This is a genomic window from Neisseria dentiae (assembly GCF_014055005.1).
GTDB classification, from domain to species: Bacteria; Pseudomonadota; Gammaproteobacteria; order Burkholderiales; family Neisseriaceae; genus Neisseria; species Neisseria dentiae.
Map to the genome: position 1 here is coordinate 1493084 of NZ_CP059570.1, position 14110 is coordinate 1507193.

The following is a 14110-nucleotide window of genomic DNA, read 5'->3' on the forward strand; positions in this document are numbered from 1 at the left end:
TATAACGGCCTGCCACAATGCGTTGTCGAGTATCGGCGGCATCCAAGAACCATCAAACACAGACAGCGGTATATCGCTTTTTCTAGGTATCCTTTTGTGTTTAATATCAAGCTCGCAGCATTTGCAGTAAGCAGACAGCCCATACTTGCCGCGCTTTGATTTATAAAAATACACGCTAGTTGCGGGTAGCGTTTCTCCGCAATATGTACAGGTCTTCTCTAAAATTTCACTCATTTTCTCACCCCATTAAAACAATTGCATATCCCAACCGCCCCCGTCTTTTTTTGCCTTGGCTTTAATGGCAATAAATCTGAACGGGTACATTTCGGCGGCCACCTTGATTTTTACTTTTGCATCATCCATCCAATGCCCTTTCACTTCGTGCATTTCCATTGTTCCCGCTGCACTCATCACAGCAAAGTCGGGAGTGTAGAAAGTGTTATCCGCCAGCCGCAGCTTCACGCCCTCGAACCGATACCAAGCGATAGCCCCCGCCTGTTTCAGCGATTCCAAGTATTCCGCGTAAGCCTTTTCTGTTTTGTTCATTTCGCCAGTTTTCAGACGGCCTAGTGCGTACATTTTATTCTTCACGGCTTCCCCTTTCGTTTCGGTATTCCATATCGGCCAGCGTTTCAAACGCCGCCAGCAGAAAGGCTAAAGCGAAGCAAAACACCAGCAGCATAACCAATGCAGCCGAACCGTCTAAAACATCATTCCAGTCAATCATCATTCGATTCCCACAACATTATCAACACTATATAGCCAAATAAAATATCAACAAAATCAATTGTCATCGTATGAATCCTCGTACTTTTTGTAATACTGATTCACCGATTGCGCTATGCGCTTCTTTGCCAGCTCGTTGTTTCTGCCTTTGCTGCCATGCTTACAGCCCGCAATAAGCATAGGATTCTCGATTGCATCGCGTCGGATATATCCGCGCCGTTGGTTTGCGTATTTGCCCGTCATTGCCATTTTTCGTAATCCTTAAAATCGCCACGATAGTCAAAGTAAGCGCCAACCAAGGCAGTAATCCCAAATATGGCGGCGGCAATAACCGCCGTTAAAACCAAAGTAAAAACAACATTCATCATTCAATCCCTTTCATCTTTCCATTGCTTCTGAAAAACAGCCGCCGCCGCTCCATCGTTGCTTCGCCCGCCTGTTTGAACTTACCCGTATCGCACACCCAACAGCTAGGCAGGTAGGTGTATGGCTGTTTCAAAATCAGGCAGTTTGCAAATCCCGCCATCTGATTTGTTGCCGGCGTTTTAAAATCAGCGTTGGCGCATCGGTAGCATTTCGTCATGACTGCACCACCATCTTGCTTTTAAGCAGTTTCAGCAACTTGCCCGTGTGTTTCAATGCAGTCTGTTTTTCTTCGTTCGTAAGCAATCGGTTTTCTGTTAACAGCAACCGCTCTTCTGCCGCTTCGCATGGCAGGTATTTTGCCGCCTCATCCTGCTTCAGACGGCCTAACCTCACCGCCTCCATCACCGCCTGTACTTGGTGGTTTCGGTCGCTTCCCTTGCTCACAAACCACTTAACCGCGCCACCGTTAATCTGCAAATCAGCGGCAAAACGCTGGTAGGCATCGCGGAAAGCCATACGCGCCCCCGTTTTGTCATTTGCCAAAAACAACTCATGCGCTCCATTGCCCGCCGCTTTCATCGCAATTTCAGGGACGACAACGGTCAAGGCTTCGTTTTTCCAACCCTCAACCAGCATTCCAAACGCCTCGTCAGCAGACGGCAAACCCGTATCGATTCGCTCAATAACCGCCGCCAAAGTCAGACGGCCTGAAAGTTCGCGGCGGCAGCGGTTAAGGGCTTTCAACACGGCGGCAGTTTCGTAAACCGCCAAGTCTTCGACAATCGCCTCCATTGCCATGTCGCTTAATTCGGTAGCGGTCAATTCCGCCGTAACAGCTAATGCTTTTGCAATCTCGATTTTGTTACCCATTTTGCACGCCCTCCGCTTCGTATTTTGCAATCAGACGGGCGGCAGCTTCGGCGGTGCTTGACTTGCGCTCAGCCTGTTTTGCCCGTATTGTCGTCATCTGCTCGTTACGCAGCCAGTCGGTGCGCACAGCCTGCACATCGGCAATCAAGTGCTTTAACGCATGGCGGTTTTGCACATACCAGCCTTTGTTGTGGCTGACGTAAAACCAAGCCAACATCGGTGCTTCTTCGCCGCCCACCGCTTTAACCAAGTTAGCAATCAGGGCGTTTGCCTGTGCATTGCGGATAGGCTCAACGCCGTAACGTTGCAGGTAGGCTTGGCGATATGCTTCCCATGTTTTCGTATTGTCGGGATTGGCCGTTTTCTGTTTGGCAGGTTTTTCAGACGGCATGGCTTCGGCTTCCAACACCAGCACATCACCGTCTTGCAGACAATCACGGTTCAGCAATTTTGGTAAGCACGGTGGCGGCGCGTCTGCCGCTTCGGCGGTAGGCGCAACTACTGATGGTTCTTCTTGATGGTTAAATACTGATGGTTCTTCTATATAATACGAAGGTGCAAAATTTGCACTTTCGGAAGGTGCAAAATTTGCACTTTCGGGCGCAGAATTTGCACATGCAGAATTTGCACATGCAGAATTTGCACATGCAGAATTTGCACATGCAGAATGATTGTTTTTTGATTCTTGAGAGTAGTTCTCAAGGGTAATTTGATACAAATTAGACTGGCGACGTTGGGTATTTTGCCGGCGCTTATGCGTGATTATTCTGCGCTCCTCAAGCCATTGGATATGTGAAACAATCGTTCTTTTAGCCATTGAACACTTTACTGATAATTTATCTTGCGACGGATAGCAGACGCCATCATCGTTTGCATGGTCACACAAAGCCAACAGAACCATCTTTTGTCCTGTCGGTATATCCATTTCCCATGCTTTTGACATCAATTTAACACTCATTCCGCTTACCCTAAAAAATACCGTTTATAACGTTTGTTATTGCTTGTTTCCCAAGTCCTGCCAATCACATATCCGCGCGATTCCAATTCTTTAATTCGTGCGCCAAGTTGTGTAATGTTTAACTTGGTATATGCTTCGTAGCTGGTTAAGCTTCCGCCGCTTTGCAACAGGTTTAAAATCATGTTGCATTGAGATAGGTTTTCAGACATAATTAAAAAACTCCATGAGTTATTACAAAGTAATGCTTGTCATCGCAAAGCCCGTGTTCCAGCGCGGGCTTTTCTTATTTGTCGGCCAATTCCGGCCAAATCTCATGCCAATCATCGGGGCGCAAATCCTTGCGCGTTACCTCGCCGTTAGTGGCTCGCTCGATTTTCACGCAATGATGAATGGGTACAGGCCGTTTGCCTTTAACCCAATAAAACAAGTCTGCGTTTTTAACGCCTATGTCATTTGCCATCTTGGTTTGCCAGCCCCGTTGTTGGGTTTTAGCGTAATCAATAAATTTCATTTTTATCTCCACTTGGATTTAATTTCATTTTAGCAAATCCCTTAAGTTATAGTCAAGCGTATCGCTTAATAATTTAGCGATTTGCTAAGATTGGAAAAGGTTTGACCGCTATTACTGCTTTTGGCTAAAATACAATCAGTTATAAATTTGGAAACCGTGAACATGAAGACGATAGAAGAAATACGTGCAGAAAGATTGGACTTAATAATTAAGCAGTTAGGAAGCCAATCGAATTTTGCAGAGGCTATAGGCAAGTCCCCTTCGCAAGTATCTCAATGGGTTAATAGCTCTCTTGATTCAAAGTCAGGCAAGCCGCGGTCGTTAAGCTCAAGCACGGCTCGAAAAATAGAAAAAATATTAAAACTGCCGAACGCATGGTTTGATACGCCTATTAATGTTGACAACAGCGGAACCATGCAGCTATCGAACAACTACGGAAACGGCCACCAGTCAAACAACCAATACAGCATGTATAGCCAGGGCGGCGAATCCCAGCCGGCCACACCTGCTCAGCAAGACCAGTTTTTAAAGGTCATGCCGCTACTTGATATTTCAGACGGCCTGCAATACGCATTAGGAAATTTGCCGCAAGATGAAATGCAGCGGGCTGGCGATAAGATAGCAACGTTTGTTTCACATTCTGACAAGTCGTTTGGCATTAAAATGGCCGACGACAGCATGACAATTCAAAATGCGGCAGACGATGAAACCATTTTCAAAGGCGATATCCTGATTATTGAACCGATGATGGAGCCGCGCGATAACGATATAGTGTTGGTGTGTCTTGATTACAGCACTCGTCAACGCCCCATTATTGCCCGCCTGCAATTTGGGATATCCGGCGGATATATGATTAACCAAGCCAACCGATCGGCTGGTTATATACCGATGCCTGATGATGCCGTGATATGTGGCGTGGTAATAGAAATAAAACGACGCATCATAGAACCTGATATTGTCCGGTCAAGACATGATGACGGCTGGCAGATTTTAAACACGCTACAAAAGGCCGTCTAAAATGGAGATAATAGAGGGGGCTTTTTTAATTGTCTTATTGGTATTGGCTTTTACGCTATTTATCCAATACTACGAACTACGCAAAATCCGCAAACGCCCGCCGTCTGTAATTACAGTCATAAAAAAACAAGATGCGGGAACGAACGCAAATCAAAGCGCAGACCATGCAAGGCAGGAGAATGATAGCCAGCAGCAACTTTTTACCGATCAACCAAACAAGCATTTAAAATATTGCCCAAACTGCGGGCGAAGACGGCGGCTATCGAGCTTTTATAAAAGCCATAAGCACGCAGACGGCCTTACAAAATGGTGCAAGTTCTGTCTAAAAGAACACAACAGAAAGCGCAAACTTAAAAAATATAATTAAAAATCAGCATTATAAAAAAACTAGCCCGCCATGCGCGGGCTTTTCTATTCCTAAATTTCTCAAGACTATTCACATTTCGCTAAAATTTCCACAATCTTTCTTTCTTTTAAATTCAATTGTTTATCACATTTCGCTAAATATTTAGCGTTTTCCTGTTGATCTCATTTTCGCATTTCGCTAATATAAACCCAACGAAGCAGCAAACAGAACGAAACGCCCCCCGATGTAAGTCTTTAAAACAGCATTCGGGATTAGCGACCGGCACAGGAAATACAGTCTAGGTTGACACGCCGAGGGGTTTGTAAGTTTGCGATACCTGCAACCACAGTAAGCCGCGCATTTAATTGCGCATTGTTCTTTAGTTTTCTTGGCGTAGTTGTCAACCGGTAGCGCGGAAAGGTATCAGCGATAGATTGGATTCGCCGCTTGGGAACAGGCGGCTTAAGTAAGCCGTTTCGGGAAACGTGCTAAATGCCAACCGCCGGTACAGCGGGAAACATCGAGATGCAGACGAGACGGCTTACTTAATTTCAACGCAACAAAAAAGGATTGGTCATGCAAACAGTTCTCACGGTTCAGGTTCGTAGCAATTTCACCGAATGGCGGCCTTTCACCATCGCAAAAATCGGGAAATCACAGCGAACATATTTCCTTAAAGACATGGATGGCTCGATTATTCTTAAATCCGCCAACCTGCAAAAAATAGCAGACGCAGCAAGACATTACGGCAGAACTCTTGGCTATCAAGATAGCGCGTTTGCCGAATCAGTTTAACAAGCAAAGCCGGCTGAAAAGTCGGCTTTTTTCATACGGGTAAAAGAAATGTGCAACATAGGATACAGCAGCCCTGACTGGGGAATGGAAGCATGGTACGCCGCAGAAGATGCCGCAATGGCACGCGAAAGTGAAGAAATCAGCATGATGGAATACTGGCTTGACGACTGTCTGAAAATCGCCGCCGAAATCGCGCCGCTGTATTACAAGAGTTGCATAGATGACGGCATCGACGGCGACAACGAATCATGGCATGACTGGTTAATAGAAGAAGCAAGTATGCGCGATTTTGGAACGCGAAATTGGGATACAGGCGAGCATGACTACGAGCTTTACGAGGCCATGTGTTTATTCTGCCAGCGCGAAACAGAAGCATTCACAGATTACACATTTGTTCTTACCCAAACCGACAACAAACAGGACGCCTGAAATTCAGGCTGTTTTTCCATAATGAAAGGATTTAAAAATGGTTAAAAACTTTGGCAACTGGAACACGCTGGGCAACTGGAACACGCTGGGCGACGACAACACGCTGGGCAACTGGAACACGCTGGGCAACTGGAACACGCTGGGCAACAGGAACACGCTGGGCGACGACAACACGCTGGGCAACAGGAACACGCTGGGCAACTGGAACACGCTGGGCAACAGGAACACGCTGGGCAACAGCAACACGCTGGGCAACTGGAACACGCTGGGCAACTGGAACACGCTGGGCAACAGGAACACGCTGGGCAACAGCAACACGCTGGGCAACTGGAACACGCTGGGCGACGACAACACGCTGGGCGACGACAACATGCTGGGCAACAGCAACACGCTGGGCGACTGCTTAAAATTCGGCAAACGCTTACAAATGGAAGGGGTGAAAGTTTTAGCGTTGATGTGCATGAGCAATGTGGACGGTTCCGGCAGAAAAATCCAAGTAATCGTTCATACCGACGGAATTTTAATTCGAGCAGGCTGTTTTAAAGGCTCGCTCGATGAATTTTGCTCAAAAGCCAAACGCGAAAACAAAACCCGTTATGCAAAAGTGGTAAGAGCCGCAGCAGAAGCCTTGCAGCAAGATGTGATTGAGAAAGGCATTACAGGCGGCTGGGACGAAGTTACAGAAAAGGAATCGGAAAATGATTAGCAAAGTGAAAACGTCTGTATTTTTATACGCGGCGGTGATGGTTTTTGGTGTAGCTGTTATTGCTGGCAAGTGTAGCGCGGAATCGGTAGGCAGCAAGATTAAAGAAGATGCAGCCAGTTATTACGCCTTAATCAGTCCACAGCCGAAAGACAACACCAAAGAGCGCATGAGAGCCGCGGAAAACGCGGCCATCGAAGCGCAATTAACAGCCCTGAAGCAATACGAACAAACAGATTTTGAATGGGTACGCGGCGACGCGGAAGCCTACAAATAAAGGATAGCATCATGAAAAAACAACCCAAAACCATCACCATGAAAGAAATCGGCGAAAACCTGAACCTTGCCGACCTTGAATGGCGGGCTGCGAACTACGAGAAGCACCGCCAACTGAAAGACGGCACAATAGAGCTTTGCAAAGACGCGCTTCAATTGAGCGCAACCGCCCGCCGCACCATGAAACGGGCGCAGTTCTACGCAGGCGCAGCAACCGCCCTGATTCTTTCCATGCTGCTAATCGTTATCGCCCAAGCCGCCGCCTGATAGGGTTTCAGACGGCCTAGATTTTGGGGTATTAAAAATGTGTGAACAAATGTTTTATGCGCAGGTAATGCAGGAATTACACGAAAAGGATTTTGAAAATGGGAATTATGACAATGATTTTGGGGGAGAGCGGAACGGGCAAAACATCGTCTTTGCGCAATCTGCCGCCCGAAAAAACAGCCCTGATACAGATTGTAAAAAAGCCCCTGCCGTTTAAGCCGAAGGGTTGGAGCGTAGCGGCGGAAAATGACGGCGGCGGATTAAAGAAAGCCGCCGAATCGGGCAACATCTACATCACCGATAACGCTGGCGAGATAGTACATATCTTGCAGAAAACAACGAAAGAAATCATCGTAATCGACGACTTCCAATACCTGATGGCAAACGAATTTATGCGCGGCGTGACAACCGAAGCCAAAGGAAACGAGCAATTTATGAAGTTTAACCGTATTGCCAAGAACACATGGGACGTAATCAATGCGGCAGCAAAAACATCAGATGAAAAGCGCGTTTATGTTTTGGCGCATACTCAAACAGATGATTTTGGAAAAACCAAAGTAAAAACCATCGGCAAGCTGCTTGACGAAAAAATCACACTGGAAGGCTTGTTCAGCATTGTGTTACGCACCGAAGCAGCCAACGGGAACTATTCATTCCGCACCCAAAACAGCGGCAACGACACCGTGAAAAGCCCGATGGGAATGTTTGATGACATTCAGATTGGAAACGACCTTAACGAAGTAGACATGGCAATTTGTGAATTTTACTCAATCCGACAAGGAGGCGAATCATGACAGTAGTTTTTCAGTATAACCAAGAACAGGCAGTAACTTCAGGCGAAGGCGGCTACATCAGCCAAAGCGGCGCATACACAGGCCGCATCACTTATGCAAAGTGGGCAAAAACACAAAACGGCGCAAAAGGCCTTGAACTTTCAATTGAAACCGACGAAGGCCTTAAAGCAAACTACATTACTATTTTCCACACCAAAATCGACGGCAGCCCCAACCAATACGGCCAAGCCCACATCAACGCCATCATGGGCATTTTGGGATTGCAAAATCTTACCGCCGTACAACGGGGCAATGATTATATCTGCCAAGAGCTGAAAGAAAAACAGATTGGCCTCGTACTGCAAAAAGTTTTGCGCACCAAACAGGACGGAAGCGATACATACAAATTTGAAATAATTGTACCTTTCCACCCTCAAACCCGCCAAACGTTGAAAGAAAAGGTAGAGCAGGAATCCGCCGAACGCGTAGGGAAAATCTTAACAACCCTTTCCGACAAAGACGAGCGCGAAACCAAACAGCAGGCATACGGCCAAACACCGCCACCGCCGCAACGCCAAACACCGCAACAAGCCGCGCCTGTTGATGATATCGACGACGATATTCCGTTCTGAAAGGCCGATAGGGATTTTTTTTGGAGTAGAAAGATGGCAGACATCATGATGTGCCAATACCAAGAATGCCCTGATAAAAAAAACCTGCTATCGGGCAACCGCAAAGCCAAATCCGTTCAGACAAAGTTATTGGGCTTTATCAGACGGAGACAAGCAAGAGGCCGATTGCGGCCTTTGCCGTAATTATTGGAATAACCAACCAAAAGTGATTATCGAAAATGAATCATAAACTTATGCTGTATCAATCCGCAGCCAACGTAACCGACGCGCTGGAAGCAGCCGCCAACGGATATTTTGAAAACGATAAGGAAGCTGCCGACACCATCGCCGCCGTGCAAGGCCAGTTTGAAGTAGACAGTCAGTCCGTTATCGCATGGCTGCTGAACCGCGAAGCCATGGCCGAATCAGCAGAAAGCCGTATCAAACAGGCCGCCGAAAACCTGAAGAGAGAAAAGGCATTGCACGACTCAATCCGCCATGCCATCAGCGAAGCCATGCAGCGCACAGGCATTCAGAAAATCGAATCTTCAGACGGCCTGTTTAAAGCCAGCTTCCGCAAATCAACTGCCGTAGCAGTTTTTGACGAGGCGCAAATCCCAGCCGAATTTATGCGCGAAAAAATCAGCTACACGCCCGATAAAACGGCCATTAAAAAGGCCATCGAATCAGGCCGGGAAGTGGCAGGGGCGAAACTAGAAACCCGTCAAAACCTGCAAATCAAATGACTGCATTACTCTTATTCAGACAGCGCGTGAACCAGTTCAAAAAAGCAGAGGCAGATTTGAAACACGCTATGCAGAAACTGGAAAACGCGCCCAGCCTGCGACGGCTATTGTTGGGTTACATTTTACAGAAACACCCGCACGAAACGGCGGGGAACATTAAGCGAAAGTATTAATTATGAACAAATTTCAAAACTGGATTGACATTAAAGATGATGTACCACCTGTTGAAACAACCGTAATCGTTGCAGACCAGAGAGGCAATGTCTGGAGTACATGGGCATCTGATGAGGATGGTGTTTTTTGGTTTTACGATGAAGAACCTGATAATCGTGTTACACATTGGATGCCTTGCCCTGCACACCCTCTCAATAAAGAAACGGAACAAAAATGAAAATTGGATAATCAAAAAGTTAGGCGGATATACGCACGAACAACATAATTGGAACTTGAAAGATTAAAGAACTGGCGCAACAACGTAGCCAAAGTTTTACGGCAAAACAAAGTACAACGCCATATAGTGAATAAAGTGATGGAGATGAAGAAATGAGTAAATTTAAATTCGGAGATAAAGTTCAATGCCCTGATATGAGTGTGCAGATGTTTCTCCATAACAGACAGGGCGGCATTGCTGTTGTAACTGACCAATGTGGAAAAAAAGCCCAATTTTTAAATGACACATTGCGACCAATTCCTCACCCCGACACTATCCGTCTTGATTGGGTTGAAATTTGTGAAATTAACGACCAATGTCCGTTGATTGAGTGGGACGATTATTTAGGCGAGTGGGAAGTTAAATATCCCGACAGCAAATTCAGTTTTGAATATTTAAGAGATGCAATAGATTTTGCCATCTCCGAAGAGCAAGCCGATGACTAAACACCAACACCGCCGCCGACAAAACAACTGGCAAGCCGTTATCCGTAAACGATAGCGGAATTTAAAAAAACACGGAGCAATCCATGCAAACAGCAACAACCAAACACACCAGTGCAAAAGCCATCATCGCCGCACAACGCGCCGCCAAGAAAGCCAAACGCGACGAACGCATTCTATTGTTGCTATGGCGTGTGAAATGGAATTGGTTATTTTTATGAAAAATGAAATTTATTGAAAGTGTAAATTAAACCATGATTGAAAACAAAACCGACCATAAATACCAATGCAGATTTTAGGTGGATTCACGGAATGTGAGTTTATCCAATACAAGAAACAATACATAGAAAAGGTAGATAAGGAAAACAGTCTTAAGTTGAATCAGATTAAAAAAAGATTAATGGTATCCGCACAGCCTTATCTTAAGGATACTGGCAGATTGGATTACTTGATAAAGAATAGAAAGTTATTTGTTCTAAGCAATTTAAAACGCATGAAACGCATAACATCTAGAGAACAAATAGATGAATTAATGAAATCATCAGAAAAGGAAAAACGAAATGCTTAATCAGTTACTGTTGAAAGAGTATGCCAAGTTAAGCGGCTACACAGAAAAGGCAATCCGTGAGAAGATACATAAAGGCGTATGGGCTGAAGGTATTCACTACTACCGCGCACCCGACCGCCACATCATCATCAACATTGCCGAGGTGGAAAAATGGCAGCGCAAACAGGCATAAGGCCGCGCGAAAGTTCAATACAGATATGGTTCATGTATCAAGGCAGGCGGAGGTGGGAAACGCTCAAAATCCCGCCAACGCCCGCTAACCTCAAATACGCCGCCAAGATGCGGGCAGAAATAATTGGCAAAATCAAAATTGGCATTTTCGATTACGCCGAATACTTCCCCGAATCAGAGCAGGCTAAAACCGTGCCGACGTTTGAACAAATGGCCGCCCTTTGGCTGCAAACATCAAACCATTTGGCCGATTCAACATTAGCAGGCTACCGCAAAATGCTGAATAACCACGTCTTGCCCGCTATCGGCCATATCCCCATCAACGCCATCAAATACAGCCGCCTTGCCGCCCTGCTTTCAGAAATGAAATGCGGGGCGAAAACACATAATAACATACTAACCGTAATCCGCCAACCGTTTGAACTGGCATTTATAGACGGCCTGATAGAAACCAACCCCGCCGAACGCCTGCAAGCGGCCAGAGTACAGAAAGAACCGCCTGACCCGTTCACCATAGCCGAAGCAGAGCAGATACTTTCACACCTGAAAGGCGAGCCTGTTTTTCACAACTACTTCGAGCTTGCATTTTTCACGGGATTGAGAACCAGCGAACTAATCGCCTTGGAATGGGCAGACGTTGACTTTAACCGCGCCGTATTGCGCGTGAACAAGGCTTTTGTAAGCGGGGCAACCAAAGGTACTAAAACGCATTCATACCGCGATATAGAGCTAAATACGCGGGCAGAAAGCGCATTAAAACGCCAACGCATGATAACGGGATTGAAGAACGGTTTGATTTTCATCAACCCCAAAACGGGCAAACAGTTTGAAAACGACAAGACGGCATGGCGGCCTTGGCAGCGGGCAGTAAGGCTATCAGGCGTTCGATACCGCAAACCCTACAACACACGGCACACATTTGCCACGCTCAATCTGATGGCTGGAGCTAACCCTATGTGGGTGGCCAGACAACTAGGCCACACCAGTATGAAAATGCTGCTTGAGAATTATTCAAGATGGATAGACTCGGCAGACAAACAGCGCGAAAAGTCCAAAATAGAAACCCTGTTTTGTGCCGAAAATGTGCCAAGCATTGATAAAATATCAATAACCAAATGATATTTAAAGTAAATTCTGGTGGAGGCGGGGGGAATTGAACCCCCGTCCGAAAGCCCTCTACAAAGCGTTCTACATACTTAGTCTTGCCAACTTGGAATCTTGCCCCCATTCCGCCGGCAGACGGGCTGTTTGGAGGCCAGTTACCTTAAATCTTATTTCCTGCCAAGTAACCCGACAGAAAACCAGCCAATGTAAGATGACGTTGCCGTAGGTGTTACCCTACACAGCCCATCGGCCGACTGCTGCAACGGCTAGCCTTAAGCGGCTAAAGCGTAAGTTTCGTCGTTTGCGACTATTTTGGTTCAGTGTTTTACGGGAATCTGAGACCCCGGTATGCCCGCATCTGCTTCGCAACCCCCGTCGAAACCAAGATCGCCCCCAGATAGGAAAGGCGGATTATACGCAGTTAAGGCATAAATTGCCAGCGTCGCTTTTTCTTTTCAGGCGGCCTTATCGGTTATATAGTGAATCCACTTACTCCGTTACAGCGTTGCTGCGCCTTAGCTCAAAGAGAACGATTTTGTAAGCCGCTAAAGCGGCAACAGAATCGGTTCCGTACTATCCGCACTGTCTGCGGCTTGCTGCCTCGTACCGAAAATTAATTGAATCCACTATAATGGCCGTCTGAAAAACAATACGGGCAAAAATTTATGTATGACGTCAACACACACGATGTGCGCCGCTTTTTTGCCGAAGTGTGGCGGCAGCGCATGCTGCCCTTGCAGCTCGATGCCTTGCAGCAGAAAGCGTTGCGGATTATCGAAGCACACCCCGAATACCACCGCTATCTGGAAAACATCGACGACTACCTCGATAAAAACTGGACGCCCGCAGAAGGCGAAAGCAACCCGTTTCTGCATATGTCGCTGCACCTTTCGCTGCAAGAGCAGGCCGCCATCGACCAACCCCCGGGCATCCGCGCGATACACGAACAGTTGTGCGCCAAACACGGCGACTGGGTGCAGGCCGAACACGAAATGGCCGACGCGCTGGCGGAAACGATTTGGGAAGCGCAACGCTTCGGGCGCGGGCTGGACGTTAACGCCTATATGACGCGCCTGCGCAAACTGGTGGGTTTGGGTCAGGAAGACCGGGCGCGCATCAATCCGCACGAAGTGGGTTTGTCCGACAAAATCAGCGAACGCGGTTAATCGCCGAAAGGTTTTCAGACGGCCCCGCAGATTTACCGTTTTCTGCTTGATTATCCGCATGATTGCAGCCATATTGTCCGTGCCGCCATCGGAAACCAAGCCGTCTGAAAACCGAATCCGCCCGTATTTCAGACGGCCTGCTTATTTTCACTTATCTATTTGTTTAAGAAAGAACTTCATGACCGCTATCTTGATTATTCTCGGTTTGATTGCCCTGCTCGTCGGCCTGCTCGGCACGATTTATCCCGCCATTCCCGGCCTCGGGCTGATGTTCGCCGGCGCATGGCTGCTGGCCCATGCCGACGGTTATCAAATCATAGGCACCAACACGCTGATTTTTCTCGGCATCGTTGCCGCTTTGGGCATGGCTACCGACTATGTGGCGGGCATGTTGGGGGCAAAATTCACCGGAGCCAGTAAAACCGCCATTTGGGGGGCGTTAATCGGTGGTATCGTCGGGGCGTTTTTCTCGCTGCCCGGTTTGCTGCTCGGCCCGTTAATCGGCGCAGGCGCGGGCGAATTTTGGGCGCGCAAGGATTTGTGGTCGGCAGGAAAAGTGAGCCTGGGCACGTTTGCCGGCTTTATCGTGGGCGTGATTGCCAAAGTGGGCTGCGCGCTCACCATCGTGTTCACGTTAGCGGTGATGGGCATTATCAGCCTTTTCCAATAATTGCCGGACAGATATAAAAAAACACACTTCATACTCGGGCTTGACCCGAGTATCTTTTTTGGGCTTCGGAAATTTTTAAGAAAAGGAGATACTCGGGTCAAGCCGGGTATGACTGAATGCTTACTAGGTAAGCGGGTTAACTATAGCGCACAAAAACGGCTTTA

The 14110-nt window shown here is 47.2% G+C and carries 25 protein-coding genes and 1 other RNA gene; 17 read left to right on the forward strand and 9 right to left on the reverse strand.

The window, feature by feature from the left end:
• Positions 1-246 precede the first annotated feature (246 nt).
• The 8 genes from H3L92_RS07050 to H3L92_RS07080 form a co-directional block, all read right to left on the reverse strand.
• A complete protein-coding gene (locus H3L92_RS07050) occupies positions 247-591 on the reverse strand; it encodes a DUF1064 domain-containing protein (RefSeq protein ID WP_211276417.1) in 345 nt (114 codons plus the stop codon).
• Positions 581-730: a hypothetical protein gene (locus tag H3L92_RS07055; protein ID WP_158088152.1), complete on the reverse strand. Its 150-nt coding sequence runs from the start codon at positions 728-730 to the stop codon at positions 581-583. The genes H3L92_RS07050 and H3L92_RS07055 overlap by 11 nt, the downstream gene beginning before the upstream one ends.
• 235 nt (positions 731-965) lie before the next feature.
• Positions 966-1094, reverse strand: a complete 129-nt coding sequence (locus tag H3L92_RS13275; protein WP_259345771.1) for a hypothetical protein — start codon at positions 1092-1094, stop codon at positions 966-968.
• Positions 1091-1309: a hypothetical protein gene (locus H3L92_RS07060; protein ID WP_085366001.1), complete on the reverse strand. Its 219-nt coding sequence runs from the start codon at positions 1307-1309 to the stop codon at positions 1091-1093. The genes H3L92_RS13275 and H3L92_RS07060 overlap by 4 nt, the downstream gene beginning before the upstream one ends.
• A complete protein-coding gene (locus tag H3L92_RS07065) occupies positions 1306-1962 on the reverse strand; it encodes a hypothetical protein (protein WP_085366002.1) in 657 nt (218 codons plus the stop codon). Before H3L92_RS07065 ends, H3L92_RS07060 begins: the two co-directional genes overlap by 4 nt.
• Positions 1955-2920 (reverse strand): helix-turn-helix domain-containing protein, encoded by a 966-nt coding sequence (locus H3L92_RS07070; RefSeq protein ID WP_085366003.1) that lies wholly within the window; start codon positions 2918-2920, stop codon positions 1955-1957. Before H3L92_RS07070 ends, H3L92_RS07065 begins: the two co-directional genes overlap by 8 nt.
• Positions 2921-2925: 5 nt before the next feature.
• On the reverse strand, positions 2926-3129 hold the full coding sequence (locus tag H3L92_RS13600) for a helix-turn-helix domain-containing protein (protein ID WP_085366004.1): 204 nt from the start codon (positions 3127-3129) through the stop codon (positions 2926-2928).
• Positions 3130-3203: 74 nt separating this feature from the next.
• On the reverse strand, positions 3204-3431 hold the full coding sequence (locus H3L92_RS07080; RefSeq protein ID WP_085366005.1) for a transcriptional regulator: 228 nt from the start codon (positions 3429-3431) through the stop codon (positions 3204-3206).
• 156 nt (positions 3432-3587) lie between these two features.
• On the opposite strand from H3L92_RS07080, the gene H3L92_RS07085 reads away from it, so the two are divergent.
• The 15 genes from H3L92_RS07085 (at position 3588) to H3L92_RS07150 (ending at position 12125) form a co-directional block, all read left to right on the forward strand.
• Complete coding sequence (locus H3L92_RS07085; protein ID WP_245945481.1) at positions 3588-4448, forward strand: LexA family transcriptional regulator; 861 nt, start codon at positions 3588-3590, stop codon at positions 4446-4448.
• 1 nt (position 4449) lies between these two features.
• Positions 4450-4815, forward strand: a complete 366-nt coding sequence (locus tag H3L92_RS07090; RefSeq protein ID WP_085366007.1) for a hypothetical protein — start codon at positions 4450-4452, stop codon at positions 4813-4815.
• Positions 4816-5370: 555 nt separating this feature from the next.
• Positions 5371-5589 (forward strand): hypothetical protein, encoded by a 219-nt coding sequence (locus tag H3L92_RS07095; RefSeq protein ID WP_085366008.1) that lies wholly within the window; start codon positions 5371-5373, stop codon positions 5587-5589.
• A gap of 84 nt (positions 5590-5673) precedes the next feature.
• Complete coding sequence (locus H3L92_RS07100; protein ID WP_143824343.1) at positions 5674-6018, forward strand: hypothetical protein; 345 nt, start codon at positions 5674-5676, stop codon at positions 6016-6018.
• Positions 6019-6055: 37 nt separating this feature from the next.
• Positions 6056-6724: a hypothetical protein gene (locus tag H3L92_RS13280; protein WP_245945402.1), complete on the forward strand. Its 669-nt coding sequence runs from the start codon at positions 6056-6058 to the stop codon at positions 6722-6724.
• The gene (locus H3L92_RS07110) at positions 6717-6998 is read left to right on the forward strand and encodes a hypothetical protein (protein WP_085366010.1); all 282 of its coding nucleotides are present in this window, start codon (positions 6717-6719) and stop codon (positions 6996-6998) included. Before H3L92_RS13280 ends, H3L92_RS07110 begins: the two co-directional genes overlap by 8 nt.
• An 11-nt stretch (positions 6999-7009) precedes the next feature.
• A complete protein-coding gene (locus H3L92_RS07115; protein ID WP_085366011.1) occupies positions 7010-7264 on the forward strand; it encodes a hypothetical protein in 255 nt (84 codons plus the stop codon).
• A 98-nt stretch (positions 7265-7362) separates the two neighbouring features.
• Positions 7363-8058, forward strand: coding sequence for an AAA family ATPase (locus H3L92_RS07120; RefSeq protein WP_085366012.1), 696 nt, complete (start codon positions 7363-7365; stop codon positions 8056-8058).
• Entirely contained in the window at positions 8055-8669 is a 615-nt protein-coding gene (locus H3L92_RS07125; protein WP_085366013.1) for a hypothetical protein, read from the forward strand. Before H3L92_RS07120 ends, H3L92_RS07125 begins: the two co-directional genes overlap by 4 nt.
• A gap of 218 nt (positions 8670-8887) precedes the next feature.
• Complete coding sequence (locus tag H3L92_RS07130) at positions 8888-9394, forward strand: siphovirus Gp157 family protein (protein WP_085366014.1); 507 nt, start codon at positions 8888-8890, stop codon at positions 9392-9394.
• A gap of 175 nt (positions 9395-9569) precedes the next feature.
• The gene (locus H3L92_RS07135) at positions 9570-9785 is read left to right on the forward strand and encodes a DUF551 domain-containing protein (protein ID WP_085366015.1); all 216 of its coding nucleotides are present in this window, start codon (positions 9570-9572) and stop codon (positions 9783-9785) included.
• 152 nt (positions 9786-9937) lie between these two features.
• Entirely contained in the window at positions 9938-10270 is a 333-nt protein-coding gene (locus H3L92_RS07140) for a hypothetical protein (protein WP_085366016.1), read from the forward strand.
• Between the two features lie 83 nt (positions 10271-10353).
• Positions 10354-10488, forward strand: coding sequence for a hypothetical protein (locus H3L92_RS13285; RefSeq protein ID WP_259345772.1), 135 nt, complete (start codon positions 10354-10356; stop codon positions 10486-10488).
• A 339-nt stretch (positions 10489-10827) separates the two neighbouring features.
• Positions 10828-11007 carry an excisionase family protein gene (gene xisR, locus H3L92_RS07145; RefSeq protein ID WP_085366018.1) on the forward strand — a complete coding sequence of 60 codons (180 nt, stop codon included), beginning with the start codon at positions 10828-10830 and terminating at the stop codon, positions 11005-11007.
• The gene (locus H3L92_RS07150; RefSeq protein ID WP_085366019.1) at positions 10986-12125 is read left to right on the forward strand and encodes a tyrosine-type recombinase/integrase; all 1140 of its coding nucleotides are present in this window, start codon (positions 10986-10988) and stop codon (positions 12123-12125) included. The genes xisR and H3L92_RS07150 overlap by 22 nt, the downstream gene beginning before the upstream one ends.
• Positions 12126-12141: 16 nt before the next feature.
• On the opposite strand, the gene ssrA is transcribed toward H3L92_RS07150, so the two are convergent.
• Positions 12142-12505, reverse strand: a transfer-messenger RNA (tmRNA) gene (gene ssrA / locus H3L92_RS07155).
• Between the two features lie 270 nt (positions 12506-12775).
• Here ssrA and H3L92_RS07160 point away from each other — a divergent pair.
• Together H3L92_RS07160 and H3L92_RS07165 are read left to right on the forward strand one after the other, a co-directional pair.
• Positions 12776-13276 (forward strand): DUF1841 family protein, encoded by a 501-nt coding sequence (locus H3L92_RS07160; RefSeq protein ID WP_085366020.1) that lies wholly within the window; start codon positions 12776-12778, stop codon positions 13274-13276.
• 178 nt (positions 13277-13454) lie between these two features.
• Positions 13455-13946, forward strand: a complete 492-nt coding sequence (locus tag H3L92_RS07165; protein ID WP_085366021.1) for a DUF456 domain-containing protein — start codon at positions 13455-13457, stop codon at positions 13944-13946.
• Positions 13947-14110 lie beyond the last annotated feature (164 nt).

Coding starts and splice junctions, on each gene's coding strand:
- H3L92_RS07070 (WP_085366003.1), bottom strand. CDS start 2,920: ATGAGTGTTAAATTGATGTCAAAAGCATGGGAAATGGATATACCGACA.
- H3L92_RS07160 (WP_085366020.1), top strand. CDS start 12,776: ATGTATGACGTCAACACACACGATGTGCGCCGCTTTTTTGCCGAAGTG.
- H3L92_RS13600 (WP_085366004.1), bottom strand. CDS start 3,129: ATGTCTGAAAACCTATCTCAATGCAACATGATTTTAAACCTGTTGCAA.
- H3L92_RS07110 (WP_085366010.1), top strand. CDS start 6,717: ATGATTAGCAAAGTGAAAACGTCTGTATTTTTATACGCGGCGGTGATG.
- xisR (WP_085366018.1), top strand. CDS start 10,828: ATGCTTAATCAGTTACTGTTGAAAGAGTATGCCAAGTTAAGCGGCTAC.
- H3L92_RS07130 (WP_085366014.1), top strand. CDS start 8,888: ATGAATCATAAACTTATGCTGTATCAATCCGCAGCCAACGTAACCGAC.
- H3L92_RS07135 (WP_085366015.1), top strand. CDS start 9,570: ATGAACAAATTTCAAAACTGGATTGACATTAAAGATGATGTACCACCT.
- H3L92_RS07125 (WP_085366013.1), top strand. CDS start 8,055: ATGACAGTAGTTTTTCAGTATAACCAAGAACAGGCAGTAACTTCAGGC.
- H3L92_RS07100 (WP_143824343.1), top strand. CDS start 5,674: ATGGAAGCATGGTACGCCGCAGAAGATGCCGCAATGGCACGCGAAAGT.
- H3L92_RS07095 (WP_085366008.1), top strand. CDS start 5,371: ATGCAAACAGTTCTCACGGTTCAGGTTCGTAGCAATTTCACCGAATGG.
- H3L92_RS13280 (WP_245945402.1), top strand. CDS start 6,056: ATGGTTAAAAACTTTGGCAACTGGAACACGCTGGGCAACTGGAACACG.
- H3L92_RS07055 (WP_158088152.1), bottom strand. CDS start 730: ATGATGATTGACTGGAATGATGTTTTAGACGGTTCGGCTGCATTGGTT.
- H3L92_RS07060 (WP_085366001.1), bottom strand. CDS start 1,309: ATGACGAAATGCTACCGATGCGCCAACGCTGATTTTAAAACGCCGGCA.
- H3L92_RS07090 (WP_085366007.1), top strand. CDS start 4,450: ATGGAGATAATAGAGGGGGCTTTTTTAATTGTCTTATTGGTATTGGCT.
- H3L92_RS13285 (WP_259345772.1), top strand. CDS start 10,354: ATGCAAACAGCAACAACCAAACACACCAGTGCAAAAGCCATCATCGCC.
- H3L92_RS07080 (WP_085366005.1), bottom strand. CDS start 3,431: ATGAAATTTATTGATTACGCTAAAACCCAACAACGGGGCTGGCAAACC.
- H3L92_RS07115 (WP_085366011.1), top strand. CDS start 7,010: ATGAAAAAACAACCCAAAACCATCACCATGAAAGAAATCGGCGAAAAC.
- H3L92_RS07120 (WP_085366012.1), top strand. CDS start 7,363: ATGGGAATTATGACAATGATTTTGGGGGAGAGCGGAACGGGCAAAACA.
- H3L92_RS07150 (WP_085366019.1), top strand. CDS start 10,986: ATGGCAGCGCAAACAGGCATAAGGCCGCGCGAAAGTTCAATACAGATA.
- H3L92_RS07065 (WP_085366002.1), bottom strand. CDS start 1,962: ATGGGTAACAAAATCGAGATTGCAAAAGCATTAGCTGTTACGGCGGAA.
- H3L92_RS13275 (WP_259345771.1), bottom strand. CDS start 1,094: ATGATGAATGTTGTTTTTACTTTGGTTTTAACGGCGGTTATTGCCGCC.
- H3L92_RS07140 (WP_085366016.1), top strand. CDS start 9,938: ATGAGTAAATTTAAATTCGGAGATAAAGTTCAATGCCCTGATATGAGT.
- H3L92_RS07165 (WP_085366021.1), top strand. CDS start 13,455: ATGACCGCTATCTTGATTATTCTCGGTTTGATTGCCCTGCTCGTCGGC.